This is a genomic window from Nocardiopsis metallicus (assembly GCF_014201115.1).
Classification (GTDB): domain Bacteria; phylum Actinomycetota; class Actinomycetes; order Streptosporangiales; family Streptosporangiaceae; genus Nocardiopsis; species Nocardiopsis metallicus.
In genome coordinates, this window is record NZ_JACHDO010000001.1 from 5,524,391 (window position 1) to 5,549,880 (window position 25,490).

Genomic DNA, 25,490 nt, shown 5'->3' on the forward strand with positions numbered 1-25,490 from the left:
CGTGCGTTGACGCGAATCGGGAGATGCAGATGACTCTTCCGATCATCGACGACGCGGACGCGGTCATCCCGCCACCCGCGCAGAGACTTCCCGAACTCCGGCAGGCTGTGGCGACGGTCGCGCCCTCCCCTCTGAGTGAGTTCTTCGAGGAGATACGGATCGCGTTCAGCCGAGCGGGTGAAGAGGACAGCGTCGCTGCGATCCGCGTGCTCTATCGCAAGTGGGCGGTCACGGTCGCCATCGAGCGCCGCCCCGCCACCGCCCACCAGCTACGCGAAGCCGAGCGAGCCGTCAATGACGAGGACCCCGTGTCCGCGGTAAGGCGATCCGAACCGCCGGAGAGATCGTGCGAGCCGCGCACCGGGAGGCCGGGTGTGTCTGAGCGGCACGGGAAACACGGCTTCGACGACCTCCCCGGAGGCCTCCCGGAAGAAGTTCTCCCCGCCCTTGGCACGGCGGTCACCCCAGGTGGCTGACGGCGCTTTCGGCGATGGAGATCAGGGTGTCCTCGTCATCGGTGAAGTCGGGGCGGCCGGGGTTCTCGTCCCAGGCCTCGCTGGCCCAGACGTCGATCAGCACACCGTCCGCCAGGACCAGCACCTCGGCTTTGCCGCGAAGGTCCTCGTAGCCCTCCCGGACGTGCGCCACCACCGCCTGTTCGCCGACGTCCAGTTCGCGTGACTCCTGGACCTCCACCGTCCAGTAGTCGTCCACCTCGCCTTCGGTCAGCTGCTCGAACCGCTCCTCGTACTCCCTCTCGACGTCCGACGCGCGCCGCTGGGGCTCGTTGTCGCTGTCCACGGGGAAGCGGTACCTGACGTTCAGGTTTCCCTGGGAACCGTCCGACCACTCGACGTGCCACACGCAGCGGGAGCTGCTCGGGGTCAGGTGCGCGCTCGCCAGCCTCGCGGAGACGGAGTTGAGTTGGGAGCCGTTCGGTACGGAGCAGGGGTCGGTGGGCAGACCCTCGAACTCGGGTCCCGCCACGGCGGCGCCGGGGGAGGAGACCAGCCAGAAACCCCCGGCGATCAGGGCGTAGACACCGGTCGTGGCCGCCAGGGTGATCCCGATGGTGCGTCCGGTACCGCCCCGGCGCGGAGACGGCGCCGGTCGGCCCTGGTGGGGATGGGATTGGGGCTGCTGCTGAGGTTGCTGCGGGAACTGCTGGGATGGGCCGTTGTACACGGCGGTCTCCTGTTCTGGACGTCGTCCATGCACGTTTCAGGGGAAGTGGGGCCGAGGAGGAAGAGCGCTGTCCGTCATCCGAACAGGTCGACGGTGATGTCGCGGACCAGGTCCTCGGCCTCGTCCAGATCGATGGGTTCGATGCTCCAGACGCTCAGGCTGTAGCTGAGCTGACTGACGACCCGGCCCTCACGGACGATGACGTTGACGCGCTGGCTGCTGATTTCGTCATCCGAGTAGGAGATGTCGGCCAGGACGATCACGCTCTCGTCCCCGAAGTCGAGCTGCCGGTCCCGGCTGTCGAAGATCCTGATGGAGTCCGACTCGTACGAGAGCTCGGAGGCGTCCTCGACCATCAGCTCGTACAGGCTGTCGACGTCGCGGGGAACCTCGACCTCATCGTCCAGTTCCTCCGCGAAGTCGGCGTCGGCGCCGGACATCGGCACGGAACGGCTGTAGGAGAGGCTGGTGTCCTCGTGCTCCCCCAGGGTGACGACCCAGCTGCACCCGTTGTTGTAGGTGTCCGCCTGCCAGGAGGAGATCTCGCCGTCCATCCTGGAGAGCGTGACCTCGTCGACGCCCGCGCAGGGGTCGTCGGTCGGCAGGCCGCTGGCTGCGCCCACCCCGGTGGAGGAACCGTAGGAGGAGGCGAACGCCCAGGTGAGGGAGCCGAGCACGGCGAGGGTGAGACCGGCGGTGAGGGCGACGGTCAGCGCGGTCCGGGGGCGGCGCCCGGCGGTCGGGGGCTGTTGGCCGGGCGGCGTGCCGGGGTAGCCGGACTGCTGCGGGGGCGGGCCGTGCTGCTGCGGCGGCTGGTTCTGGAACGGCGGCTGGGGCAGGCCCGGCTGCTGGGGTTGGGGCTGCTGGGGTTGGGGCTGCTGAGGCTGCCCCGAGTACTGGGGGCGCCCCGGCTGTTGGGGGTGCTGCTGGGGCTGGCCCGGCGGCTGCTGCGGAAACTGGTTCTGCTGCCCCTGGTGGCCGGAATGACCGGGTGGGGGCGGCGGGAAGGGCTGTCCCATACGAGAGGGTCCGTCCAGGAGTAGTCGTGACCTGACCCCAGGCATGATCCCACGCGGCTGCCGGCAAACCGGGCAGCGGTCACCGTCGTACCGTTCACAGTCGATCGCGGCCGGATCCGGCCGCGAGAAGCCGTCCGGGGACCCGGCCCCCGGGCGGGACGCCCCGTGCACGGAGACGCCCCGGCCCGGCTGCGGGGCCGGACCGGGGCTGGTGTCACAACGCGCTGGCGCGGGGCGTCACGACGTACGGGAGGCTCCCTCCGAAGCCCTGGGCCCGGTCGCTACAGGGCGCCGACGTTGACGTCGACGCAGACGTAGAAGGCCATCGGGGTGTCCGCGACGTTCCAGCGGGCCAGCACGGTCTGCTCGCCGCTGTAGCCGGACAGGTCGACGTCGTGGGAGAAGTTCCACGGCGGCCGCGCACCGCCGTCGTCGAAGCTCTCGATCAGGTTGCCGTCGATGAAGTACTCCCACGTGGCGGTGGAGTGGGCGGCGGTGATGGTCCAGTCGAAGGTGGCGGTGGTGCCGACCGGGGTGACGTCCCAGCCGTAACCGTCGTCGTCCAGCTCGGAGAAGGCCGCGTTGCCTCCGGAACAGCTCATCAGGCCCTTGGGGCCCTCGACGCTCTGCGGCTCCCACTGGATCGGGCCGCATGCGACGACCCCCGCGGCGCACTGCGCCTGCCGACTGGCGGGGGTGTCGATGTAGCCGTGGGCGTTGGCGGTGCCCGCGGGCATCAGGGTGAAGGCCAGGGCCGTCGCGGCGCCGACGGCCGCGGTGGAGCGGAACTTACTGCTGATGCTCATGAGGAGAGCCCTTCTTCTGGGTCACGACCTCGGGGGCCGTAGCGGGGTGACCCGGACCGTTTCCGGCCCAGGGCGGGTGGGAGGCGCTCACGGCCGGTTATTTCCGTGAGTCCCGGACTGGGTGCCCGGGAGCGTTCCCGTGGGTTTCGGGAAGGTCCGTCCACCCGGTGCCGAAGACGGTAAGGAGGCTGTAACGGGGCGTCAAGGCCCCTGTTGCCAGCGGGAAAGGTGGGGCTCCCGTACCGGTGGAAGAGCCCAGTGACCGGGCTTCGGGCACTGGTACTGGCGGGCCTGCTCGGGCTGGTGCGCTTCCGAACTGGTCCGATGACCGGCTCCGCTGGGCACCGGCCTACCCGGGAGAGGACTAGACCAATTGGTCGGCCCTTCGCGCGTCCCGCCAGACCTCACCTGGAGGTAAGAGTTTCCTTCCCCTCGCGGATCGCGGGGTTCTGCCGGGAACCTGGCGAAGGCCGGCGACGCGTCAACGGCGGGGCGTCGAGGGGGCGGCTGCCCGGAGGGGTGGAAAACCCGTGGACGGAACCGGCTGGAAGGTGACAGAACGAAGCGGAGAGCCACGGCCGCGGGGCCGGAGAGCCGCGACCGGAGATTCGAGTGCGGAGAGCGCTGATGCCCGACGAACGCCCCCCGTTCCTGCCCGGTGTGGAGCTGTCCCGCGTCCTCTACGAAGAGTGCGTCGCCCCGCTGCTGGCCGGGACACCGCACGCGGCGGCACGGGTGGGTGCGGGTTCGGAGGTACTCGGGTTGGACACCGAGCGCTCCACCGACCACGACTGGGGACCGCGGCTCCAGCTGTTCCTTCCCGAGGGTTTCGAGCCCGAGGCCCTCGAACGGCTTCGCGGGAGAATCGCCGCGGCCCTGCCCCGGCGGCTGCGCGGTTGGCCCACCCGGTACACGCCCGCCCCCGGCGACCCCGGGGTCTGGCGGCTCACCGACGCGCCGGAGGGGCGCCACCTCGTGGAGGTCGTCCACTTCGGGGACTGGTTCGTCGAGTGGCTGGGGTTCGACCCGCGCGCCGGGGTGACCACCGCCGACTGGCTGGCCACACCGACCCAACGGCTGGCCGGGTTTGTCGGCGGGGCGGTGTTCAGCGACGGCACCGGAGAACTCATCGGCGCGCGCGAGGCCCTGGCCTGGTATCCGAGCGACGTCTGGCGGTACGTACTGGCCTGCCAGTGGCAGCGGATCGCCCAGGAGGAGGCTTTCGCGGGCCGCTGCACGGAGGTCGGCGACGACCTGGGAGAGCGGGTGGTCACCGCCCGGCTGGTCCGCGACCTGATGCGGCTGTGCCTGCTGCTGGCCCGCCACTACCCGCCCTACTCCAAGTGGCTGGGGTCGGCCTTCGCCCGACTGCCAGAGGCGGCCGGGGTGGCCCCGGTGCTGCGCCGGGCTCTCGTGTCGTCCGACCCCCAGCGGGAGCTAGCCGAGGCCTACCGTCTCGTCGCGCAGTGGCAGAACCGGACCGGGCTGGCCGAAGCCCTCACCCCCGAACCACGGCCCTTCCACTCGCGTCCCTACCCGGTGCTGGACGCAGGACGGTTCACCGAGGCGCTCCTGGCGAGGGTCGAGGACCCCGAACTCGTCGGCAGGCCGCCGGTGGGAGCCGTCGACCAGTACCTGGACGGCACCGACGCGCTGGAGAACGTCACCCTGGCCCGGAAGGTGTCCTCGGCGGTGGACCGACTGCGGCCCGGATAGGGGCCGGGAAGAGAACAGGAGGAAACACCGCAAACCCGGGTGGGCGCGTCACGGGCGGCGGCCACGGGCGCTGTCATACGATCCAGACATGGCCCGATCGTCCGACCAATCCGTCCTGCGACGGCTCAACTCCGAGGCCAGCCTCCTCGCCGGGGCCGGTTACGCGGTCCTGCTCCAGATCGCCCACCCCAGCGTCGCCCGGGGCGTGGCTGAACACAGCGACTTCGCCGCCCGCCCCCTGGACCGCCTACGCGGCACGCTGTACTTCATCTACGCGACCGCCCAGGGCACCCCGGAGGAACGCGATCGCGTGCACGCGATCGTGCGCGCCATGCACCGCAAGGTGCGCGGACCCGGTTACGACGCCCTCGACCCCGAGCTCCTGCTGTGGGTGGCCGCGACCCTGTACCGGTCGGCGGTGCGCCTGTACGAGCTGACCGTCACCGAACTGACCGAACAGGAGCATACCGAGTTCCTGGGCGAGGCCGCGGTGTACGCCACGGCTCTCGGCCTACCCCCGGAAAAGTGGCCGCGAAACCCGGAGGAGTTCGCGGACTACTGGGAGCGCGCCTACGCGCGTCTGGAGGTCGGAGACGAGGCTAGGCGCCTGGCCCGGGGCCTCTTCCGCCCGAAGAACCGACTGCTGTGGCCGCTGACCCTGACCCAGCGCTTCCTCACCGGAGGGCTGCTGGATCCGGAGCTGCGGGAGGCGTTCGGAATCCCTTGGTCGGAAGCGCACCAGCGCCGGTTCGATCGGCTGATGCGAATCACCCGGGCCGTCTATCCGCGCCTGCCGAAGGGGGTTCGGGGGCTTCCCACCGCGATGTACATGCGCTCGCTGCGCAAGAACGGCGGCTGGAAGCCGAGCAGAGCGACGAAGGTCACCGGCTGAACCGGGCCGTGGAACCGGGCCGCGGGGGATCGAGGGCCTAGAGGTTCTTCAGCGCTTCCCGCGCCTGGTCCGCCTCGGGTAGTCCGAGCTCATCGAAGATCCGAAGTGCGTCGTTAAGCAGATCCCGGACCCGGTCAGCGGTAACGATCGGTTCCGGAAGCTTCCCCAGCGCGAGCGATGCCCGGGCGACCATGTACCGCTCCTCCCGCTCGGTCGCGGTCACCAGGGCCTTCTCCAGAGTCTCGAGGGCCTCTTCATAGCGAGAGGCAGCGGAGTAAGTGATCCCCAGGTCCGTCAAGATTTCGGCGTCACCACTTCGATTACCGCTCTTGCCAGCAAGGTCCAAGGCCGTCTGGTGTTCCGTGATGGCTTCGGAGAACCTCCCACCCGCCCGGTAAGCGACTCCGAGGGAGTTTTGGGCGTAGATCTCCTTCATGCTCTTGCCCTTAGCCATCTCGACAGCTTTATGCAAATCCTTGTATGCGCCTTCGAAATCACCTAGAGCCGTCCTCGCTTCACCAGAGACCCGCATAGCTTGGATCCGACTGGCATCAAGCCGATCGTCCGGCTCCATGGCCAATAGCAGCTCGCTCATCTCGAGGGCCTCGCGGGGCTTTCCTTGAGTCAGATAAAGGACGGACAGGTTTCCCCGCTGCATCGCCTCAAGCTGTTTGTCTCCCTGGGATACCGCATAGTCCAGGACGCCTTCGATGCACTCAACGCACTCTCGGAATCGGCCCATGCGTTCGTAGACGATTCCCAGGTTGGCCAGAGCTCGGATCATCCCGCTCTCATCGCCCAGATCAGTGAGAAGATCCTTTGCTTCGACCAGCAGGGAGAGTGCGCTTTCGAACCTTCCCGAAAGGCATTGGGCGATACCCATACCAATCAGCGTGACCGCGCGCCCACGTTGGCTTCCCTGCTTCTCACTGGCGCGCAGCGCCTTCTCCTGCGAGGTCAGCAGGAGACCCATCTTTCCGCTTTGCGCATAGAATCGCCACACCGCGTCTGCCATGCGCCAGACCTCTTCCTCGCTATCTCCCGCGCTGAAGAAGTCGATGACATCGGCAACGTTGTCCTGATGGATGTCAAACCAGGCTTCGGCCTCGGATCGATCAAGCAACTCGGTCGTGTAACGCGATCCACTGATGTGATCGGAATTCCCGTGCGCACGTGGACCCAACAGGTCAGCGGCACGTTGGGCGACCACCATGTAGTGGTTGGCCAGTCTCCACCTGGCCTCATCAGACTCTCCCGGATCCAGGTCCTTCCATCCACGGTAGCGAGAGAAGTCACCTATCAGGTCATGGAGGCGGTAGACGTCACCCTCTGGTTCCTCCAGAAGGCAGACTCCGACAAGTCCCTGGAGAAGATCGTCCGCTTCTTCGGGTTCCACGTCCAGAAGCGCCGAAGCACCGTGCAGATCAACCGTGTTCCCGATCATGTCACCTAGGAGCAGAAAAGCACGCCGCTGGTCCTGGTTGAGGCTCTGGTAGGAGAGGTCGATCGCGGCCTCGACGTTCTGCCCGTCCACCTGGAGCTCACGAAAACGCCTGCTCTGCTCACTCAGCCGGCGTTCGACGTGGCCAAAGGACCACTTCGGCCGGCTGAGCATTCTCCCAGCCACTACACGAAGAGCCAGAGGGAGCCCGCCGCAGATCCGGACCACCCGGAGGGCGCGCTCCCGCTCCCGAACGACTCTCTCCTCACCCAACACCTTGGCCAGCAGCTCGAGCGCGGACTCCTCAGCCAACATGCTCAGGGAAATGTAGTCAGTACCACTGAGGCCAGCGAGATCGTTCCGAGTCGTGATGAGGGTGAGTGTGCCCTCCGCTGACGGCAGGATGGGGTTCACCTGCGCGTAGCTGACAGCGTTGTCCAGAACCACGAGCAGGCGCTTGCCCCGAAGAGTCGCCCGCCACAGCGCCGAACGCTCGTCCACCGAGTCGGGAAGATTGTCGGAGGACACTCCCACCGCACGCAACAGTGCCCCGAGGGCAGCCCTTTCATCAAGAGGCTTCTTCTCAGCTGTGTAACCGTAGAGGTCGATGAAGAGCTGACCATCTGGGAAGTGGGAGACCAGTTCGTGTCCCGCGCGCACAGCGAGCGTGGTCTTGCCGGAACCACCGCTGCCTGAGATGACACAGACCTTGGCCCGTTCATCCTTCGAGGTACCGACGCCGACGAGGTGTTCCAGGGTCTCCCGACGCCCAGCGAAGTCCGGGATGTCACGCGGAAGATCGTTACGGACAACGAATACGTCCTTCCGGTCAGGGAAGGGGGCGTTCATGCCCTTGGGCGGCGTCAGCTCCGAGGTGTCCGCTCTGAGGATCTGCGTGTGCAACGCCGTGAGGTCCGGGTCGGGGTCTACCCCGAGTTCCTCCGCCAGCCGGGAACGAATCTCCTCGTAGGCGGAAAGCGCAGCGGCGCGTTCCCCGACATGCCAGAGCGCTGTGATGAAGAGGTGGTGCAACCGCTCCCGGAGCGGTTCCTCACGAGCGATCGGTGTCAGGTAGGAGACCACCTCCGCCGCCCGGCCGAGGGAGAGCGCGCAGGCGGCCCACTCAGCCACAGCGGACCAGCGCTCCTCCAGCAGCGGGGACACCACCGAGTAGTAGAGGTGCTCAGAACCGACTCCGGAGAACGGAACCCCGCGCCAGCACTCAAGCGCCTCGGAGAGCCGGGAAAAGGCGATCTCCGGGTCCTTGGGATCCGCCTCTTCACGCAGTCTGCGAAATCGATGTAGGTCAACGCGCTCGGGGGTGACATCAGCCAGATACCCGCCGGAGGTGGTGCTGATCATTCCAGGGAACGCTCTGCGCAGGTGGGAGATCTGCACCTGAATAACCGACCGGGCGGTTCGCGGCGGGTCATCGCTCCACAGGTAGCCGATCAGCTGGTCGAAGGTGACCTCTCGCCCGGCGTGCACCAGGAGCACGCCCAGCACACAACGTTGGCGTGGTCCACCGACCGGGAGGGGCCGTCCTTCGGACCACGCGGCAATGGGGCCAAGCACGCCGAAATCCACAAGGAGCAACCCTAGCAAGGCCCACCCCTGTAAATGGGAATACCGAAGGGGCCGACAGCGCCGAGTGCCCCCCTCTAAATCGGCACTCGGAGCTTCGGCCCCGAGATGAGAAGTCCTACTTCTCTTCCTTCTCTTCCGGCTTGTCGTCCTGCTCAGCCGGGACGCTCTCCTTGGGGGCCGGCTCCTGGTAGGGGTCCAGCTTCGCCACCGGCGCCACGTCGGCGACGATCGCCTCGAACTGCTCGTCCACGGTCAGCATCTTCGGCACTCGAACTCCTTTACGCACAGCACTCGTGTAGAGCCGCAATGTAGCCCTACGTCGTCTACGAAGCATCATGGGGGACTCACCGCCTTCCGGCGGAACGGCCATCCGCGGTGCTTCCGCCATGAGTACACCACGGATGGCATGTGTCCGACAGGCACCGAACCCTGCTGGGAGCCGCGAGCCGTCCTCACGCAGCTACCGATCCGGCGAACGTGCTTCACACTAGAGAGATCTTCTTGTGCCGCGCTTTCAACCGGCTTTCAACGGAAGCGGAAAACCCAAGGTCACACGGTAGCTACCCGTTGTTCGCTTTTTGAGCCCTGGGAGCTTTCCCACGAGTCGACCAACACTTCGAGTAGTCAGTCGAGCACACTTCTTCGGGTTTTCGCCCCTCGGAGAAGAAACCCCGGAAGGGGAAGTCGCGAGTTTTCGAGAATCGGTGAATCCACGGCGGCACAGTTGCCCCACCTACCCCTCTGGGCCAGAACGAACCCTCAGGCCGCCGTCGCCTCGAAGACATGGCCGCCGGATGCCAGGAGGGCGCGTTGGCCGCCAAGGACCTCCCCTGGACCCCAGGGCTCCGGCAAAGTCGGGTTGTAGGGATGTGACCTGCGTCTTCGTAGGGCGAACAAGCAGAAGCGGGCGTGTCCGACCCGGTTGGATGGAAGTTCTTCACGCTTTCGCCCAACCGAGGAACACGCCCGCGAATGTCATCGTCTCACCCCGGCGAGCTCATCGTCGAGCCCGTCTCCCGCCAGGATCACCTGATCCAGGTCCTTCAAGGTGTGCCCGACCCACGCAAACCCCGCGGACGACGCCACACCCTGGCCGCGCTGATCGCCGTGGCCGTCTGCGCGACCCTGGCCGGAGCCAAAGGGTTCACCGCGATCGGCCAGTGGGCCGCCGAGACCACCACCCACACCCTCACCGCCCTGGGCATGCTCCGGGGAGCCGCCGACGAGGCGACCTTTCGCCGCACCTTCGCCCGCTTGGACGCCGACCTGCTCGATCAGGTGCTGGGCGCTTGGGCCGCCACCCGCCTGATGGTGGTCAACGGGCTGCGGGTCATCTCCTTGGACGGCAAGACCCTGCGCGGTGCCCGTACCGGAACCGAACGGGCACCGCACCTGGTCGCCGCCTTGTGCGGCACCACCACCCTGGGCCAGGTCGCGGTGGACGCCAAAAGCAACGAGATTCCCGCCGTGCGGGACCTGCTCGGCCTCCTGGACATCGACGGAGCGGTCGTCACCCTTGACGCGATGCACACCCAGACCGACACCGCTACCACCATCCGGACCGGGGGCGCCCACTACGTCTTCACAGTCAAGGCCAACAACAAAAACCTGTACGCCCAGCTCAAGAAGGTGCCGTGGAAGCACGTGCCCGTACACACCACACGCGATACCGGGCACGGGCGCAAAGAGACCCGCACCATCAAGACCGCCCAGGTCCCGGCATGGGTCACCTTCGAAGGCGCCGCTCAGATCGCCCAGCTACGCCGCACCACCTGGCGCAAGAAGTCCAAGGGCTCACCCAAACGCAAGAGCGTGGAGGTCGTCTACCTGATCACCTCGGCCGACCACCGCGTTGCTCCTGCGTTGGTGCTGTCCGGGTGGGTGCGCCAGCACTGGGGGATCGAGAACAAGCTCCATCACGTGCGGGATGTGACCTACGACGAGGACCGCTCCCAAGTGCGCACGGGCAGCGCTCCCCAGGTCATGGCGACCCTGCGCAACACCGCGATCGGACTGCTGCGAGCAGCCGGGTTCGACAACATCGCCCAGGCCAACCGTCACATGATCCGCGACGAGGCTCGCCCACTCAGACTCCTACAGACCTGACTTTGCCGGAGCCCTGCCCTGGACCCGCCCTGATCTCACTGTCCTCTTTCGGCCACCTTCGGCGATACGGGGTGATTCCAGGGGTATCGACCCGCTTCACCTCTAGACTCTCCCCTCGTGGTCCACCATGCGCTCCCCGAAGAGGCACCCAGCCGGTCCTGGTTCCCCCAGGACCCGTACGCACGCTTCGCACTCGTGTCGTGCACCGCCGCGGTGGCTGCGGTGGCCCTCCTCGGTGTCACCCTGCTCGGCGGGCTCGAACCCGCGGACGCGCGGACCGGGTCCCTGCCGCCGGAGACGGAACTGGACAGCGGGCGCTACAAGATCACCCCGATCGGGGCCGCGGTGGTCGAGGCGGAATTCGCCACCGAGGTCCAGGTCAGGGTCGACATCGAGAACGGCGACTCCGAGCCGATCCCCTTCCCCGACATCGGGACCACCTCCCGACTGGCCCTCCAGCCCGGCGGCGCCGAGCTGGAGTCGCCCTCGCTCCGTTTCCTCCGGCACCCCTCCCGCGATGCCATCGACCTCCAGCCGCACATGCCCGAGGAGGCCGTCCTGGCCTGGACCGTGGAGAACCCCGGCGACCTCGACGGCGCGTCGGAGGTACTCCTCACGGTGCACAAGGCGGAGAAGGTCCCGGGCAGCGGCGGCACCGAGCCCCTGTGGGTCCGAGGCGACACGGTGGTCGGCTCCGTCCTGCTGCCCCTGGAAGAGGGCTGACGTGCCCTCTCACGCCCGCAGCACCCCGCTCCGGTTCGTGCTGTGCCTGGTCCTGGTCGTGGCGACACTGGCCCTCCAACGGTTCCAGGTCGCCGACCACGACATCGTCGGCCCCATCACCACGTCCGGAGAGCTCGGCGAGGTGGTGGCCACGGACGACTTCACCATCGAGGTGACCGACGTGCAGTTGGCCGACACCGTCATCGACACCGCCCGTATCGAACCGGAACCGGTCGGGGCCAACGGGGTGTGGGTCGTCGTGTGGACGCGCGTCACCGCGACGCACTCCCCCATCCGCTCCACCCGGGTCGTGTTGGAGACGGCCGACGGCACGACCTACTCGACGGCGAGCTGGTTCCAGAGCTCGTTGCGCGGGTCCGAGGGGTTCCCCACCGCTCTGCCCACGCACGGCGCCTTCGTCTTCGAGGTCCCCGAGGACCGGCTGGACTCCCCGACGATGGTGTTCACCAACACGAACGGGACCGGGTCGCGGCTGGCCGCCCAGGCCGCCGTGGACCTCGGGATCGACGCCAAGGACCTGGAAGGTGAACTCGGTGAGGTCGAGCTGACCGAACCCGAGACCCGAATGGGGGAGAGCACCGATGCACCCTCCTGACCCCCGCGACCCCCGGCACCGCCCCCCATGGGGCCAACCTCCCCCGGGCCCGGGGCGACCGAGCCCGCCCTCCGGTCCCGGTCCGCTCCCGCAACACGTTCAGTGGCCGGTTCAGCAGCCCGGACAGAGGTCGCAGCCCGTGCAGTGGCCGGTTCAGCAGCCCGGGCAGGGGCCGGGGCCCGGACAGCGGCCGGGCCCGCCAGTCCCGCGACCGTCGCTCGGAGCGCAACCACCGCCACCACCGCTCGGGCCGCAACCCGCCCGCGGCACGGGCGGACCCCAGCACGCGCGCCCCCTGTGGAAGGAGCTCAAACTCCCCTACGTGGCGTCCCTGCTGGTCCTGCTGCCCCTCGCGCTCGGCGTACCGTACTGGGCCGAGGCCTCACGCGAAACCGACCGGAGGTGGTTCCACCCCGAGCCGCAGCCGGTCGCGGCGGGCGAGACCGTCGAACTCGCCGGAAGCGAGTGGTACGTGACCGGGTACAGCCCGAACGTCTTCGGAGACGAGTCCGACCTGGCGGGGACGGCCGCGGTCGACGTCGGCTTCCACGTCATTCCCGGTGACGACCGGGCGAGCGGGTTGCTGGAGAACCTGTGTCAGTTCCGCGCGGTGGACGAGCAGGGGCGCTTCTGGGAGCCCACCACCGAGTTCTCGTTCCGGGACACCGCAGACCTCGACCCCGGGGACATCTCGTTTGGTTGCAGGGATGCCGACTTCGAACCGATTCCCCCGGGGAAGGACCAGCTGCTGATCGTGACGTTCGCGGTCCCCGCCGACGTGGTGGAGGAACTCCGTTACGAGGTGCGTGTCGCCACCGAGGCCGAAGCGGACGCGCCCCGGCCCGCCGCGCTGCTGTTCTCCGCCGAGGAGTTGGGCGCGGGGGACTGACTCAGCGGCGGCGCGCCGAGCGGCTGAACACGTGTGTGACGGCCGTGCGCTCCCGCCTCCCGCTCGACCCCTCGTCGACCTTGCGCAGTGCGATCTCGAACGCCGCTGCGAGCAGGCAGACGCGCACCAGCTCTCGCGCGGCCCCCACGAGGAAGTCGATCGGCCCCAGCCACAGCCACCAGTCAGCCAGGAAGTCCCCCGGGCCACCGATCACGAACACCAGCCGGTGCAGCTGACTGAACCCGACCTCGACGAGCACGTAGTAGAAGGCGAAGGTCAGGTAGAACACCGGTCCGACCGTGAGGACGAACCGGAAGGCGTTCAGGAACGGCGTGTACTTGTCCATCAGGTCCTGTCCGCCCGCCCGGCCGAAGCCGCGGCTGAACCGGCTGAACCTGCTGAGCGCCTGGCCGAGCTGGGACCTGCGGCGCCGCTCGAACAGCACCGCGTCCTCGTCGATCTCGGCGCGGTAGACGACCGCCGCGATGGTCAGCCACAACAGCGGGGCCAGCAGGCCCGACTTGACCGCGGCCCACAGGGACGCCAACGCCGCGAGCAGCGCCACGTACACGTCGACGTCAGTGAGGCCGACGAGGCCGCCCGCCCAGTCGAACGAGAGGCTGAGCGCCTCCTGGAGCTGCGCCCAGACCACTCGTCCCTTCGCCCACGCCTCCAGGCGGTTGAGCGCCACACCGATGGAGAACACGACCATGAACATCCACACGGCCTCGAACAGCGCGGTGAGCACACCCAGCACACCGTTCTTGTTCTTCCGGTAGAAGAACTCGCACACCCGGCGCATCAGCCACGCGACCAGCGCGATCACCAGCGGCAGGCCCACCGCGTTCACCTCGTGCGGCGCGGCGAAGGATTCGAGGCCGCCGTCGTTGAGCAACCCGACGCTGTAGGTCTCGAACTCCTCGCCGATCAGGCCCCAGGCGCTGTAGAAGATCAGGAAGGGCAGGATCGCCAGGACCACCCCGTCCACCACGCGCCGCTCCCGTTGGGCCATCGTGGTGCGGCTCTTCGAGACGGGGTCGTTGCTCAGTTCCGAGTCGACCAGCTGGAGGCTGGGCCTGACCAGATGGAACATGACGATGGTGGTGGCCAGGGTGACCAGCAGGGTCAGCCCCAGCCCGGCCAGGCCGATCGCCTGGTGCACTCCGGCGACCCGGACCAGCCCGCGCATGAGCGACCAGTGCACCAGGTAACCGACGCTGAAGGCGCACAGCAGAGGGGCCCAGTAACGTCCGAGGAGAACGAAGGTGTAAGCGGGCAGAATCGCTGTGGAAGAGGTCGCGCGGGGCATAGGTTCAAGAGATTAGCGGGAACGATCCCCGTGCTTTCCGCTTGTCCACGGGTCGTGGACGGACGAAGGTGTGATCGTCGGACACGAGCGACCGCTCTGGTTGGAGGGCTTGATGCAGGAGGGCGACGGAAACGGCTGGGTGAAGCTGGCCGACGGCTCCCGGAGGTGGGGGCTGTACGGTGCCGCCGGGCTGCTGTTGTACGCCACCGACATGGCCGGATCCGGTCACGTACTGCTCCAGCACCGCGCGGGCTGGACGCACATGGGTGACACCTGGGGCATCCCCGGCGGGGCCCGCAACCGGGACGAGACCCCGCTGGAGGCCGCCGTGCGCGAGTTCCGCGAGGAGGTCTCCGGTGACCTCGAGGACTACACGGTCCTGGGCAGCCACGAACAGGACCTGACGGTGTGGCGCTACGACACCTTCCTGCTGCGCGTGCCAGCCCTGACCCCGTTCCGTCCCGGTAATTCCGAGAGCGAGGAGATCAGGTGGGTCGGGGTGGACGAGGCAGAGGCTCTCCCCCTGCTGCCCGCCTTCCGTACCGTCTGGCCGCACCTGCTGGCCGACCTGCGTTCGGCGACGGTCGGCGGCGATCTGCTGTGATCGGCGGCGGGCGGTGGAGGCCCGGCCCGTAGGGGGCCGACGGTGCGGGCCCTCATGAGTCCCGTCGTACGGGCACTTCCGGATCGGGATGATCGTTGGTACCGGCAGGGGCAGTACTCGCACCGCTCTGAGATGATTGGTGTCGGCTTCGCCCGCCGGGTGAGGTGCCAGGGCACCGTCTCAGGGGTAAAACCAGGGACGGGCCCTGATGTGCTGGCCGCCCCGGCCCTGCATGCTGTAGGGAACGGCCCTGCGAAGAGCGGGAGCCACGCGATTCGACTGGAGCTGTGAACATGACGCTGGAGCGCGGTAACGCATTCACTCCCGTCGCCTCGGCGGCGATGATCTGGCCGTGGGGGCCGTCCGTGGTCGGCGGCACCGTAGCCGGTGCGCTCTCCTTCCTGGCCAACTTCGGCCTGGCCGGTGTCCCCGTCGCGGTCACCACCGGCATCTTCTTCTTCGCCCTGATCGGCGGAATCGGCGGCGTGATCAGCAAGAAGAGCGACCGCCGCGGCCGCCGCTGGGCGGCCACCTACCCGTTCCGCTACGCGGCCGCCCCGGCCATGATCGGCGGCGGGGCCGCCGCTATCGTGAGCTACATCGTGAGCGTTGTCACCAGCTTCGCGATCTTCAGCGGGATTTTCGGCGGCCTCTGGACGGGACTCGGCGTGGGCCTGACCCTGTGGGTCATCATCGGTGTCGTGGCCGCGGTCGCCGGAAACAAGAAGTAGGGGCTTTCGGGTGGTGGTTCTGCGCCACCGTGATGAAGGTGGGGAACAGAAGGGCCTAGGCTCGATGTTTTCCGCCAAGGAGCGGATGGACCACACCTCACCTACGGGAGACAACCGGCGCCGATGACTGAAGCTGCTCGTCAGAAGATGGTCGAGCGGGTCCGAGGGCTCCTTCGCATGGCGGAGGACCCCTCGGTCACTGATGCCGAGAGCCAGGCGTTCACCGCCAAGGCCGCCGAGCTGATGACCCGCCACGCGATCGCCGAGGCCGAGGCCCGCGCCGAAAGGGGCGAGGAACCGGACGCGATCAGCCGCATGGACTACACCGTCGCCGGTGTGGGCGGCCACGGCAAGGCCCGGGTCAAGGCCCTGGCCGACATCGCCGCCGCCTACGGCTGCCAGTCGGCGGTGCGCGGAAACAACTCCGAGAACACAGAACGCACCATCATCCTGGTGGGGACGGTCAGCGCCCTGGAGGCACTGCGGATGCTCATGCCGTCGATCTCCATGCAGATGGAGGCCTCGGCCAAGTTCATGAGTTCGGCGCACGTCTCCGATATCCGGGAACTGCGCAACTACACGCGGTCCGAACTGGAGACCGAGCGCAAGCGCTACTACCGGTCGTTCGTGCGCGCCTACGGGCAGGCGGTGGCCGAACGCATTCGTGAGTTCCGGGCACGGCTCCAGGAAATGGCCACCCATGACGGAGAGTCAGGGGTCACTGAGGGTAGCGGACAGAACGGTTCGGTACGTGGTGCGGAGTTGGTTCTGCGGGACGACGTGAACCGGGTGAACGAAGAGTTCCACAAGCAATTCCCACAGTTGCGCAAACACCGCCCCGAGCGCACCCACAGCGCCGCCGGATACCGTGCCGGATACCGCCGTGGACGCCAGGCCGAGCTGGGTCTGGAGACCCCGGTGACCAGCGGACGGGCCTCCACTCTGGCCGAGGGCGAATAGCTCTTCACCGCGAGTTATCCACAGGCTGTGCACAGTTTCCACAGGCACACCGTTTTCCCATGTCAAAGCGGAAATACGAGCCGATTCGAGAGGGCGTTCGGGTCTCTGGGAGGGCCGATCACCCGGGGTTATCCACAGGCTGAGGAAGAAGCCTGTGGATAACCTGTGGACAGTCCTGTGGAGAACTTTCCCAAGAGCAGCAAAACCGCTGGTCAAGTAACCCGCAGTGGTTGGACGAGGTAGCGGAAAGAGGGCTCCTCGCCCTCCTTCGCCGGAACGTCGGTGAACACCGCGGGCTTGATCGGCTCGGTGAAGTTCAGGTAGGCGGTGTCGGACTCCACCGCGCCCAGCCCGTCCACCAGGTAGTCGGGGCGGAAGGCCACCCGAATCGGGTCCCCCTGGTAGCCCACCTCGATGGCCTCCACGGCCTGGGCGTCATCCCCGGAACCGGCCTCCAACACCACTTCACCCTCCGTGAAGGCGAGCCGAAGCGGCGTGTTTCGGTCCGCCACCAAAGCGACCCGCTTGATCGCCTCCACCAACGGCGAGACCGCGACCTCGGCCCGCCCGGAGAACTCGGTGGGAAACCAGGTGGCGTACTTGATGAAGTCGCTGTCGATCAGCCGGGTGGTGGTCCGGCGCACGCCGTTCTCGAAGCCGATCATGCCCTCGCCCGGTGAGAGGCTGACCCCCTCGCCCAGCGGGACGGTGGACAGGGCGATGTCCACGTTGCTCTGGTTGATCAGCCCGCGAACCGTGTTGGCCAGGGTGCGCGCGGGCACCAGCGCGGCGACGTCGATCCCGGGGTCCTCCGGGCGCCACCAGAGCTCGCGGACCGCGATGCGGTAGCGGTCGGTGGCCACGACCTTGAGGGTGTCGCCGGAGAAGTCGAGGTAGGCGCCGGTGAGCATCGGCAGGGTGTCGTCCCGACTGGCCGCCGGGGTCACCTGGCGCACCGCGGCGGTGAACGCGTCCGCGGGCACGGAGCCGATCTTCCCCGGCATCCCGGGCAGGCTCGGGTAGTCCTCCAACGGCATGGTGATCAGGGTGAACTTGGCGGCCCCGGCACTGATCAGCACCTTGGGGCCGTCGGTGTCGATGTACACCGTGCCCGAGGGGAGGTTGTTGACGATCTCGGCCAGCAGACGCCCGGGCACCAGCAGGGCCCCGGGCTCCTCCGACAGCACCTCCACCGAGGCCCGGGTGGAGACCTCGTAGTCGAAACCGGACAGGTGCAGGGAGCCCCCGTCCTCGGAGACCTCCATCCGCATCCCAGCGAGAACAGGGACGGCGTGCCTGGCCGGCAAGGCGCGAGCGGTCCATGCGACCGCCTCCGCGAACGCGTCTCGATCCACTCGAAGTCGCACTGGACTGCCTTCCGCTCGACCTGTTTCCCTTTGGGTCAACGTACCCAGCGGTACCGACAATTGGCAGGGCCTGACCGGATCAGGCCCCGGACGCACGAAGGCCCTGGTCAGACGGGCGGAAGAGGTGCCTGACCAGGGCCGGAACCGGGGGTTACCGGGCCCGGAGGAGAACTACTTCCTGTTCGGGCGCAGCGTCCAGAGGACGGTCATCTTGCCGGTGACGGTGCCGTCGTCGGTGCGCAGCTCGATGTCGACGGGGAACTCGGGGCGCTTGCCCTCGTCCAGCTCGGCGACGACCTCCTCACGCGAACGGCCCAGGGTGGCCTCGGCGGTGACGTCGCCCATGGCGAGCTTGAGGTAGCGGATCTCGGCGTTGACGGCCAGCGGCACGGCACGCTCCAGCTGGTCGCCGAAGGTGCCGATCACGATGGCACCCGAGGCGGACTCGGCCAGCGTGAACATGGCGCCCGCGTGCGGACCGCCCACGTGGTTGTGGTGGTCGGCGTTGTCGGGCAGCCGCATGACGGCGCGCCCGTGGTCCAGGTCGGTGAAGGTCACGCCCAGCGTGCGCGCGAACGGCACCGAGGCCAGGAACCCGGACTTGACCATCTCCGCCGTCTCGGCGTCCATTTTCGTCATACCCCCAGGTTACTCACGAGTAACCCACCTGCGCCACCCCGGGCCGCTCAGATGTGAGAACCCGGAACATCCCCGCGAACCCGTCCCCGCGGTGGGCTACCATGTCTGGCGGAGAGTCACACTCTCCCAGGGAGGGTTCGCATAGCGGCCGAGTGCAGTGCTCTTGAAAAGCACCAAGTCCTTGACGGGGCTTCATGGGTTCAAATCCCATACCCTCCGCAGTCCGAGGGCCGTCTGCCACACAGGCAGGCGGCTCTTCGCCATGCTCAAGGGCTTACCGGAGGAACCCCCGCCCCGTGCTGAGGAGGGCCCTCGTGCCCTGGCCTCCGTGGTCTCGGGCGAGACGTCAGGGCACGCGAGGCTATCTGAGGCATGCTCTGGGTTTTCCGGCCCGACAGTCAGCACCCCGAGTATCCCGGCCCCTTTTTCCCGGTGATCTTGCTACCAGGAGCGAAGTCGGCGCCCTCGACTTTCGTGGTTTTCGAAGTTTTGTCAGGTTGTGTTGCCTAATGACCGTTATGTCTGGTGGCTCTCGATGAAGTGCCCTGGCTCCGTGGGGCTCACGGACCAGGGGGCGCGCAGGCTCTAGACACGGCATCCGTCCAGGCCAGTTGGGCTGCTATGCCCACGTTTGCCAGTGGTCGAACGCTCATGTCGCCTTCGGATACATCAATACCGGCGAAATAGGCAGAGCGGCAGATAAAGGACATAAGTTCCCATAGTTCCAGAAAGCGCGAAAGTCGAGGGCGCCGAACTTGCTACTGGTAGCAAGATCACCGGGAAGGGGTGGGTTTCGGAAGCAGCGGACACGCATCCGCCCGGGTTGAGGACACCCCACGGGAGAGCCGAACGGACCGCTGGCCGAACAATTCAGCGGATGGTCCCGGTGGAAGGAGTGCGTAGTGCCTCGGAGACCGGAGAGGGCTGGGAGGCGGCTGACCGCCTCCCATGGCCCGAGGATCGTTCCGTGCTCTGCTGGTGGCTTCCCAAGTTCTGGCGCCGTGGCTAGGACCTGTTCAGTCGGCTTCGAAGCGGCGGCGACACCAGGGGTGGTCGAGATCGGCGAAGGGGTTGGGGAGGGTGCGGCGAAGGTAGAGCTCGTCGAGGGGGCCAGACGGCGGTGTAGTTCGCTGTGGGCTCGCTTAGGGAGCTTCCGCAAGACGGACACTCGAGGAGGTCGCAGGCGTGGCGCACGTCGTCGAGGTCGCAGCCGGGGCAGAGACAAGCGGCGCAGGCCCGAGGCCGCTTCGTCGACAGGTCGCTTCCAGGGCCCGGTACGGGTCCCGGGTTCGGGGAACGGGCCCCGTGTTCGGGAGGCGGGATCCTTTGCGAATTCGGGAGCTTGACGGGCTGGGTCCGTGCAGGTGGGGAGGCTTCGCGCACGGCCGGTCCCCCTGTGCGGACCCTCGCGGTGGTTTGGGCCGCTCTGACACAGGTATGCCCCGGAGTCACCGCTCCGATACACATCGCCCGGCGGTACGTCCACGAGAGTTCGAGGTGAGGACGATCAGAAGAGCCCCTTGGAGACAGAAGGTCCTGTGGGTCATCCTCGGGATCATCTTCGCGGCCGGCGCCCTGGCGGTGCTGGTCCCCTACTTCGGAGGTACGTGGGTCGTCTACTTCTTCGTGCTCGCGCCCTTCGTCGTGAGCGGCGCCTACGTCCTGGCCGGTCACGGCGCCCGCGAATCGGGCGGGTCAGAGCGCGACGGGTAGGCCCTTCCGACACGGCTCGGGGCCGTCCGCGAGAGCGGACGGCCCCGAGCGGTGCGACGAACCCCTAATCGCTCTCCTCGGCGTGCTTGGGCAGTACCACCACGGGGATCTTGCTGCGGTGCAGGATGCCCTGGCTGACGGAGCCGAGAAGCAATCCGCGGACGGTGCCCCTGCCCCGTGAGCCCACGACGACGGCGTCGGCCTCCTTCGAGGCTTCGAGGAGGGCGTCGACCGGGTTGGTCTCGGTCTTGACCACGGTGACCTGGACGTCGACGTCGTCCCGCTGCTCGTCCATGGCCTCGGCGATGAGCGCCGCCACGAACTCGTCGGCGTGCTGCTCGAGGACCTCCGGCTGGGGCCGGTAGCCCGCGGCGGTCATCGCGACGGGGTCGTACGGGTAGGGCAGTTCCCAACTGTGAACCACGACGAGTTCGGCGTCGGCCTCGGCCGCGAGGCTGACGGCCAGGCCCAGGGCCCGGCGGGCGGTCGTGGAGTCGTCGACGCCGACGACGATCCGGTCCAGCTTGGTGGTCGCCGGCTTGCCCTCCTCGTCGGAGGGGACCACCACGACGGGGCACGGGGCCTGGGCGGCCACGCGCACGCTCACGGAGCCGACGAACATCGACGCGACGGTGCCCAGGCCACGGGTGCCCAGGACGATGAGGTCGCCCGGGTGGGCCTGCCGGATCAGGGCCAGCGGAGCCTCTTCGAGGGCGGTCATCGAATCGACCTCGAGGGTCGGCTGGGACTTCTGGACCTGGGCGACGGCGTTGGTGAGCACGACCGTGGCCTGGTCGGAGATCTCGTCGGTGGGCCCGAAGCGAGTCGGTCCGCCGTAGGCCGAAACGATCAGCGGCATGCCGAGCGCGTGCACGATGTGCAGTGGGACCCCGCGGCGTACGGCCTCGGCGGCGGCCCATTCGAGCGCCGCACCGGAGTGGTCCGACCCGTCCGTACCCACGATGACCTTGGCCTGCCGGGCCTGACTACTTGCCATTGTTCCCCCTTGGGACGTGATCCAGCGCTGCACACCATCATCACCAAGTAGAGCAGGATCATGCGGGAAGGGCGCGGGGAAAGAGGTCCCTGCGGCAGGGACCTTCGCCTCTGGGCAGTCAGTCGGTCTCGTCGGAGTGCGGCGGGAGTACGGCGACGGGTCCGCGGGCGTGGTGCAGGACCCCCTGGCTGGTGGAACCCATGACCAGGCCCCGGACGCCACCGCGGCCGCGGGAGCCGACGACGATGAGGTCGGCGTCCTCACCGGCTTCGAGCAGGGCCTCCACCGCGTTGGCCTGCATCCGGACGGCGCTGATGTCCAGCTCCTGGGTCCGGTCGTCGATCACCTCGGCCAGTACCCCGGCGACGACTTCTTCGGACTGGCGGTCGAACACCTCCTCGTGCAGCGACTGGGCGTCGGCCGCGAGGGAGGCCTCGTCCGCGGGCAGCGGCACCTCCCAGCTGTTGACCACCACGACCTTCGACTCCGTGGCCAGCGCGTGGTTCAGGGCGAAGCGCAGGGCCCGGCGGGAGGAGTCCGAGCCGTCCACGCCCACGACGACTTTCCCCCGGTGTCGGTCGCGGTCGTCGGACTCGGGCACGACCACCACCGGGCAGGGCGCGTGCGAGGAGGTCCGCACGCTCACCGAGCCGAGCATGATGGCGCGCACAGCGCCCAGACCACGGGAGCCGACCACGATCACGTCCCCGCGCCGGGCCTCGTTGAGCAGGACCGCCGGGGCGTCCTCCGGGGCCAGTACCGTGGCCACGTCCAGCTCCGGCCGGGCGCCGCGCGCGTAGTCGGAGCTCTCGGTGAGGACGGTGTGCCCGGCCTCCCGGGCCGCCTCGCCTGCCTTGTACCGCTCCGACTTGGAGTCGGAGAAGGTCCCCATCACCATCGGCACACCGAGGCCGTGCACGATCCGGAGCTGTTGCCGGCGCCGGGCGGCGGCCTCCGTGGCCCAGATCAGTGCCGCGTGAGCGGTGGGTGAGCCGTCCACCCCCACGATGACCGCGGGCGGGCGTTCCTGTGCGTTCATGTCCACCTCTTCCCCTCCCTTCCATTGTCGGGATCGAGCGGTGGGAAACCTAGGGAGGGGAGACCCGCGCGTTGTCCGGCCTCCCCTCGTCGGCCCCCCGCTCCGGCTAGCGGGCGAAGGCCTCGCCCACGCTCGCGGCCAGTTGCAGGTAGGCGTCCTTGGTGGCGGGCGCGAGCTGCTCCAGGTCCACTTCGGCGCCCTCCTCCAGGTGGCCGTCCCAGGGGACCCGCACGACGGAGCGGCAGCGTCCGGCGAAGTGCTCCTCCAACCGGTTGAGGTCGACGCTGCTCTTGGCGTTGGAGCGGACCATGGACAGCACCACGACGGCGCCGCGAACCAGGTCGACGTGGCCGTGGGCCTCCAGCCAGTCGAGGGTGGCGCTGGCGCTGCGCGCCCCGTCCACGGAGGCCGAGCTGACCAGCACCACCTGGTTGGCCAGGCCGAGCACCCCGCGCATGGCGTCGTGCAGGAGTCCGGTGCCGCAGTCGGTGAGGCAGATGGAGTAGAAGTGCTCGACGATCCTGGCCACCTCGCGGTAGTCGGCGTCGCTGAAGGCCTCCGAGACCGCCGGGTCCCGGTCGGAGGCGAGGATCTCCAGGCGGCTGGGCGCCTGGGAGGTGAAGCCGCGGATGTCGGCGTATCGGGACACCAGGTGGCGTTCGTTGAGCAGGTCCCGGATGGTCGCAGCGGTCTCCAGGCGCACCTTGTCCGAAAGGGTCCCGCGGTCGGGGTTGGCGTCGACCGCCAGGACCCGGTCGCCGCGCAGGGAGGCCAGGGTGGCGCCCAGCGCGACCGTGGTGGTGGTCTTGCCGACCCCGCCCTTGAGGCTCAGGACCGCCACCCGGTGGTGGCCGGAGGCGACCGGTGTGCAGGCTCGGGCGACGAGCTCGCGTTGGCGCAGCACGCGCGCGGACTCGCCCGGGTTGATCAGGCCGAGGCTGGCGGTGTGCACGGCCTTGCGCCACCCGGTGCTGGGGCCCTGGCGGCGGTTGCGGACCAGGGTGGCGGCGTTGAGGGAGTCGGAGGTCTCGCCCTGGTCCGCGTCGTTACGGGTGGCGGGGGCGGGGGATGACGTGGGCGCGGGCGGCCGTCCCGGGGCTCCGGTCCCGGCCCGGGGTGAGTGTGCCGATCCGGGGTCGCGCGGCCCGGTCAGGGAGCGAGGCGGGTTCGGACGTTCGGGGAGCGGTTCGGTCCGCTGCACCGCGTTTCCGCCACTGGGGGCGCCCCAGGGGTTGGGCGTGCCCAGACTCTCCGTGCCCGTGGCCTCGGTACCGACAGACCCGGTACCGACAGACCAGGTACCGACCGGCTCGGCTCCGGTGGGCCCGGCGTCGGCGGCTGGGGCGCTCGAGGGCCCGGTTTCCTCGGTGCTCCACGGTGCCAGGGGTGCGTTGCGGGGAGGGGTGCCCGGTCCCAGGCGCTCGGTGCGCTCGGCCTCCAGCGGGGGCAGCTGTTCGGGTTCGGGGACGTCGGAGTCGCCGCGCAGCTTGCGCGGGCCCAGCGGGTCCTGTCCCAGACGCTGGGGGCGCTGCGGGCGGCGTTCCTCCTGCCAGGGCCCCGAGGGCCGGGGGCGGTTCCGGCTGCCGGGCATCAGGCGGACCGTACTACTGCGCATCTCCTCCGGGTCGTCGGCGTCGTCAGCCGGGTCGTCCGACGGCTCGTCGGAGGTGGCCCCGTCGTCCTCGGCGTGTCCCGCGGCTTCCTCCGGGGCCGGCGCCCGGAAGGGGGTCCCCCGCGGCGGGGGCGGGGTGTCCTCCGGGACCTGGGCGTAGGGCGGCGGTGGCGGCGGCGCCCCCTCGAACCCGCCGAACCACTGTTCCCTGGGCGAGGGGGCGGGCGCGGGTTCGGACGTGGACGGGCCCTGGGTGACCTCGGTCGCCGACTCGCCGAACTCCGCCGAGTCGTCCGTCCGGCGCCGGATCGACTCCGTGCGCTCGTACGACTCCGGTTCGGCGCCTGACCCGTTCTGTTCGTGCTGTGCCACCGGGGCTACTCCTGCGTCAAGGGGGCGTGCTGTGGAGGTCGGGCCCTTTCGGGGTTTCGGGGTGTCGGGGTGGGCCCTCGGGGTTCTCTTACCCGCACAGACCAAGCAAAGCATCCCTTCATGGGCGCTGAACAGTGTTCCCCCACTCCCGTCCCCTCCACGGGCTGGGTACTGTCGGCCCCATGCACGCGATCCGAATCACCGAACCGGGCGGACCCGAGGTCCTGTCCTGGTCCGAGGTCCCCGACCCCGTCCTCCAGGAGGGCGAGGTCCTGGTGGACGTGGCAGCCACCGCGGTCAACCGGGCTGACGTGGCCCAACGCCTGGGCAACTATCCGCCGCCGTCCGGCGCGTCCGAGTATCCGGGCCTGGAGTGCTCGGGCACCGTCACCGGACTCGGCCCCGGAGCCGAGGGTTCCGGCTGGTCCGTGGGGGACCCGGTCTGCGCCCTGCTGACCGGCGGCGGGTACGCCGAGCAGGTCGCCGTCCCGGTCGGCCAGCTCCTGCCGATTCCGAAGGGGGTGGACCTGGTCGAGGCGGCCGCGCTGCCCGAGGTGGCCTGCACCGTGTGGTCGAACCTGGTGATGGTCGGCGGCCTGCGCTGCGGGCAGACCGTCCTGGTCCACGGCGGCGGCAGCGGGATCGGCACGTTCGCCGTCCAGTTCGCCCGCGCCCTGGGCGCGCGGGTGGCGGTCACCGCGGGCAGCGACGAGAAGCTGGAGCGCTGCCGCGAGCTGGGCGCCGAGATCACGGTGAACTACCGGACCGAGGACTTCACCGAGCGTCTGCGGGCCGAGGGCGGCGCCGACCTGATCCTCGACATCATGGGCGGTTCGTACCTGGACGCGAACCTGCGTTCGCTGACCACGAACGGCCGTCTGGTGATCATCGGGCTGATGGGCGGGCGGCGATCCGAGATCGACCTGGGCCGCATGCTGGCCAAACGCCTCTCCGTCCAGGCGACCACGCTGCGCTCCCGGCCCGAGGCCGAGAAGGCGGCCATCGTCTCGGGAGTACTGGAGCAGGTTTGGCCGTTGGTAGAGGGAGGAGCCATCCGCCCCGTCGTCGACCGCACCCTGCCCCTGCGGGACGCGGCGGAGGCGCACCGTGTCATGGAGTCGAGCGCGCACACCGGCAAGATCCTTCTCACCCGTTGACCGCGTGCCG

Annotated in this window: 23 protein-coding genes and 1 tRNA gene; 13 read left to right on the plus strand and 11 right to left on the minus strand. The window is 68.7% G+C overall.

Annotated features, from left to right (window positions below; translation table 11 throughout):
- The first annotated feature begins 29 nt into the window (after positions 1-29).
- Positions 30-476 (plus strand): hypothetical protein, encoded by a 447-nt coding sequence (locus HNR07_RS24205; RefSeq protein ID WP_184366930.1) that lies wholly within the window; start codon positions 30-32, stop codon positions 474-476.
- Here HNR07_RS24205 and HNR07_RS24210 read toward each other — a convergent pair.
- From HNR07_RS24210 to HNR07_RS24220, 3 genes are all read right to left on the minus strand, one after another.
- On the minus strand, positions 460-1,185 hold the full coding sequence (locus HNR07_RS24210) for a hypothetical protein (RefSeq protein WP_184366931.1): 726 nt from the start codon (positions 1,183-1,185) through the stop codon (positions 460-462). The two genes, HNR07_RS24205 and HNR07_RS24210, sit on opposite strands and share 17 nt — an antisense overlap.
- 74 nt (positions 1,186-1,259) lie before the next feature.
- Positions 1,260-2,204 carry a hypothetical protein gene (locus tag HNR07_RS24215; protein WP_246420481.1) on the minus strand — a complete coding sequence of 315 codons (945 nt, stop codon included), beginning with the start codon at positions 2,202-2,204 and terminating at the stop codon, positions 1,260-1,262.
- A gap of 281 nt (positions 2,205-2,485) precedes the next feature.
- On the minus strand, positions 2,486-3,010 hold the full coding sequence (locus tag HNR07_RS24220) for a lytic polysaccharide monooxygenase auxiliary activity family 9 protein (protein WP_184366932.1): 525 nt from the start codon (positions 3,008-3,010) through the stop codon (positions 2,486-2,488).
- Between the two features lie 627 nt (positions 3,011-3,637).
- Between HNR07_RS24220 and HNR07_RS24225 the strand changes: the two genes are divergently transcribed.
- The gene (locus HNR07_RS24225) at positions 3,638-4,726 is read left to right on the plus strand and encodes a DUF4037 domain-containing protein (RefSeq protein ID WP_184366933.1); all 1,089 of its coding nucleotides are present in this window, start codon (positions 3,638-3,640) and stop codon (positions 4,724-4,726) included.
- 88 nt (positions 4,727-4,814) lie between these two features.
- Complete coding sequence (locus HNR07_RS24230; protein ID WP_184366934.1) at positions 4,815-5,618, plus strand: oxygenase MpaB family protein; 804 nt, start codon at positions 4,815-4,817, stop codon at positions 5,616-5,618.
- A gap of 37 nt (positions 5,619-5,655) precedes the next feature.
- Here the strand turns inward: HNR07_RS24230 and HNR07_RS24235 are convergent, their stop codons facing one another.
- Entirely contained in the window at positions 5,656-8,556 is a 2,901-nt protein-coding gene (locus tag HNR07_RS24235; RefSeq protein WP_344076766.1) for an AfsR/SARP family transcriptional regulator, read from the minus strand.
- A gap of 205 nt (positions 8,557-8,761) precedes the next feature.
- Positions 8,762-8,914: a hypothetical protein gene (locus HNR07_RS24240; RefSeq protein WP_184366936.1), complete on the minus strand. Its 153-nt coding sequence runs from the start codon at positions 8,912-8,914 to the stop codon at positions 8,762-8,764.
- A gap of 704 nt (positions 8,915-9,618) precedes the next feature.
- Between HNR07_RS24240 and HNR07_RS24245 the strand changes: the two genes are divergently transcribed.
- The 4 genes from HNR07_RS24245 to HNR07_RS24260 all read left to right on the plus strand — a co-directional run bounded on the left by HNR07_RS24245 (position 9,619) and on the right by HNR07_RS24260 (position 12,980).
- Entirely contained in the window at positions 9,619-10,752 is a 1,134-nt protein-coding gene (locus HNR07_RS24245) for an ISAs1 family transposase (protein WP_221318711.1), read from the plus strand.
- Positions 10,753-10,869: 117 nt separating this feature from the next.
- Complete coding sequence (locus tag HNR07_RS24250; protein ID WP_184366937.1) at positions 10,870-11,475, plus strand: hypothetical protein; 606 nt, start codon at positions 10,870-10,872, stop codon at positions 11,473-11,475.
- 1 nt (position 11,476) lies between these two features.
- Positions 11,477-12,091 (plus strand): hypothetical protein, encoded by a 615-nt coding sequence (locus HNR07_RS24255; RefSeq protein ID WP_184366938.1) that lies wholly within the window; start codon positions 11,477-11,479, stop codon positions 12,089-12,091.
- A gap of 322 nt (positions 12,092-12,413) precedes the next feature.
- On the plus strand, positions 12,414-12,980 hold the full coding sequence (locus HNR07_RS24260) for a hypothetical protein (protein ID WP_184366939.1): 567 nt from the start codon (positions 12,414-12,416) through the stop codon (positions 12,978-12,980).
- A 1-nt stretch (position 12,981) separates the two neighbouring features.
- Here HNR07_RS24260 and HNR07_RS24265 read toward each other — a convergent pair whose 3' ends face one another.
- Positions 12,982-14,289 carry a hypothetical protein gene (locus tag HNR07_RS24265; RefSeq protein ID WP_184366940.1) on the minus strand — a complete coding sequence of 436 codons (1,308 nt, stop codon included), beginning with the start codon at positions 14,287-14,289 and terminating at the stop codon, positions 12,982-12,984.
- 112 nt (positions 14,290-14,401) lie between these two features.
- On the opposite strand from HNR07_RS24265, the gene HNR07_RS24270 reads away from it, so the two are divergent.
- The 3 genes from HNR07_RS24270 (at position 14,402) to HNR07_RS24280 (ending at position 16,584) form a co-directional block, all read left to right on the plus strand.
- Positions 14,402-14,893 (plus strand): NUDIX hydrolase, encoded by a 492-nt coding sequence (locus tag HNR07_RS24270; RefSeq protein WP_184372582.1) that lies wholly within the window; start codon positions 14,402-14,404, stop codon positions 14,891-14,893.
- 293 nt (positions 14,894-15,186) lie between these two features.
- A complete protein-coding gene (locus HNR07_RS24275; protein WP_026117087.1) occupies positions 15,187-15,624 on the plus strand; it encodes a membrane protein in 438 nt (145 codons plus the stop codon).
- A gap of 147 nt (positions 15,625-15,771) precedes the next feature.
- Positions 15,772-16,584 carry a DUF2786 domain-containing protein gene (locus HNR07_RS24280; protein WP_184372585.1) on the plus strand — a complete coding sequence of 271 codons (813 nt, stop codon included), beginning with the start codon at positions 15,772-15,774 and terminating at the stop codon, positions 16,582-16,584.
- A 212-nt stretch (positions 16,585-16,796) separates the two neighbouring features.
- Here HNR07_RS24280 and dnaN read toward each other — a convergent pair whose 3' ends face one another.
- Both dnaN and HNR07_RS24290 read right to left on the minus strand, forming a co-directional pair.
- Positions 16,797-17,939 (minus strand): DNA polymerase III subunit beta, encoded by a 1,143-nt coding sequence (gene dnaN / locus HNR07_RS24285; protein ID WP_184366941.1) that lies wholly within the window; start codon positions 17,937-17,939, stop codon positions 16,797-16,799.
- Positions 17,940-18,122: 183 nt separating this feature from the next.
- Positions 18,123-18,581, minus strand: coding sequence for a DUF4442 domain-containing protein (locus HNR07_RS24290; RefSeq protein ID WP_184372589.1), 459 nt, complete (start codon positions 18,579-18,581; stop codon positions 18,123-18,125).
- A gap of 139 nt (positions 18,582-18,720) precedes the next feature.
- Between HNR07_RS24290 and HNR07_RS24295 the strand changes: the two genes are divergently transcribed.
- A tRNA-Ser gene (locus HNR07_RS24295) sits at positions 18,721-18,809 on the plus strand.
- A 1,278-nt stretch (positions 18,810-20,087) separates the two neighbouring features.
- Positions 20,088-20,303 (plus strand): hypothetical protein, encoded by a 216-nt coding sequence (locus HNR07_RS24300; RefSeq protein WP_184366942.1) that lies wholly within the window; start codon positions 20,088-20,090, stop codon positions 20,301-20,303.
- A 64-nt stretch (positions 20,304-20,367) separates the two neighbouring features.
- Here HNR07_RS24300 and HNR07_RS24305 read toward each other — a convergent pair whose 3' ends face one another.
- The 3 genes from HNR07_RS24305 to HNR07_RS24315 all read right to left on the minus strand — a co-directional run bounded on the left by HNR07_RS24305 (position 20,368) and on the right by HNR07_RS24315 (position 24,323).
- Positions 20,368-21,300 carry a universal stress protein gene (locus HNR07_RS24305; RefSeq protein ID WP_184366943.1) on the minus strand — a complete coding sequence of 311 codons (933 nt, stop codon included), beginning with the start codon at positions 21,298-21,300 and terminating at the stop codon, positions 20,368-20,370.
- 118 nt (positions 21,301-21,418) lie between these two features.
- Entirely contained in the window at positions 21,419-22,339 is a 921-nt protein-coding gene (locus tag HNR07_RS24310; RefSeq protein ID WP_184366944.1) for a universal stress protein, read from the minus strand.
- 106 nt (positions 22,340-22,445) lie between these two features.
- Entirely contained in the window at positions 22,446-24,323 is a 1,878-nt protein-coding gene (locus HNR07_RS24315) for a MinD/ParA family ATP-binding protein (RefSeq protein ID WP_184366945.1), read from the minus strand.
- 182 nt (positions 24,324-24,505) lie between these two features.
- On the opposite strand from HNR07_RS24315, the gene HNR07_RS24320 reads away from it, so the two are divergent.
- The gene (locus tag HNR07_RS24320; RefSeq protein ID WP_184366946.1) at positions 24,506-25,480 is read left to right on the plus strand and encodes an NAD(P)H-quinone oxidoreductase; all 975 of its coding nucleotides are present in this window, start codon (positions 24,506-24,508) and stop codon (positions 25,478-25,480) included.
- Positions 25,481-25,490: the final 10 nt, after the last annotated feature.